We start from the raw sequence: 1,373 nt of genomic DNA, 5'->3' as shown, positions 1-1,373 counted from the left end.
GACCACGAATGATCGAGTTCTTGATCGTCACGTTCGCCGCCTGAATCTTCACCAAGCCACGAATGTCGAGACCGTTCAGCACCGTGCCCGGGGTAGTAACGGTGATGTCACCGGTGTGCACCTTCAGCACGGTGCCGGCAGGAACGCCGGTGTTCGTGGCGCCGGGCATACCACCGGTGGGCGGGGTTACGACCGGAGCAGGAGCAGGTGCCGGAGCAGGTGCAGGTGCAGGTGCCGGAGCAGGAGCAGGAGCAGGTGCAGGTGCAGGTGCCGGAGCCGGAGCAGGTGCTGGCGCTGGAGCAGGCGTCGGAGTCGGAGTCGGAGTCGGAGCAGGCGTCGGAGTCGAGCTCGTTGCGATGCGCTCAAAACCGGCCACGGCCAAGTTCAGAGTGACGTCGGCAACGCTGCTGGACGCGGTGACCGTGCCATCCGTCTTCTTCGTCACGGGAACGGTAATGGTCTTGACCGCGCTGGTTCCCGCACGCGCCGTGAACGAGTACGTTTTCGTGTCCTCCGGACCGACCGCAATTTTCACCTGAGTTCGGGCCGCTACGTCAGATGTGAAGAACGTCACATCGACGGATTTCAAGCCGGACGGCACTGTTCCCAATTTGGTGGTTGTGCTTCGTCCAGCCGGGATGTTAATCGAGGTCCTGGCCGTCTCGGCATCGCTGCTGGCGGCAGTGGCCGGAACAGCAGCGAGGCCGGAGATCGCGATTGCGGAAACCGCGAGTGTTGCGAGAATGGTCAATCGTGTGGTCTTGCGCGGGCTGCTAGTGGTGACAGCCGGGGTGGTTTGAATTGAATTCTGATCGAGGTGGGACTTGCGGATGTTTCTCAATGCCATTGGCTAGTTACGTATATTCCGGGTCATGCACAAGTACGGGACGTGCAGGTGATCGGCCGTAGGGGGCCACAATGTACCTAATGAGCATTACCCACTACTGAAGGTCACGCAAATCGAGTCGACACCCGTGCACGGCATCCGGCGAGCGGTCGCACCACAAAAAAGCGGCCGGACCTGCGTTAACAGAACTACCCGCTTCAAGTCTGCGAATTTAGCGTTTGCGCTTCTCGCGCACGCCCAGACCCATGACATTCTCGACGAGCAGGGCCAACGGGATGGGACGTTGTCGAGATCGAATCACGGGTGCGCCTAGCGAAGTCGAGGGCCAATGCGGGTAGCCGGCACACATGCAAAAGAGGCGGGCCCTGCGTGCTGTGCACGTGGGGCCCGCCTGGTTCCTGCGGGAATTCTTGGTGACCTAGCCGGAGGTCAGTCCTGCGGCTTAGGCGCCCTTGCGGATGGTGACGGGGGTGCCGTCGGTGAAGAAGTTGCGGGCGTGGTCGATGGTGGTTGCGGTGGACGCGAT

Annotated in this window: 1 protein-coding gene; it reads right to left on the bottom strand. The window is 61.7% G+C overall.

Annotated elements, in window-relative coordinates; genetic code table 11:
* The coding region (locus tag CXY75_RS19930; RefSeq protein ID WP_199182302.1) for a hypothetical protein at positions 1-847 on the bottom strand (847 nt) is incomplete at its 3' end.
* Positions 848-1,373 lie beyond the last annotated feature (526 nt).

Origin of the sequence: Cryobacterium sp. Y11 (assembly GCF_002929535.1) — a bacterium.
Classification (GTDB): Bacteria; Actinomycetota; Actinomycetes; order Actinomycetales; family Microbacteriaceae; genus Cryobacterium.
Note: the sequence above shows the minus strand (reverse complement) of the source record. Positions and strands in the feature narration are given on the sequence as shown.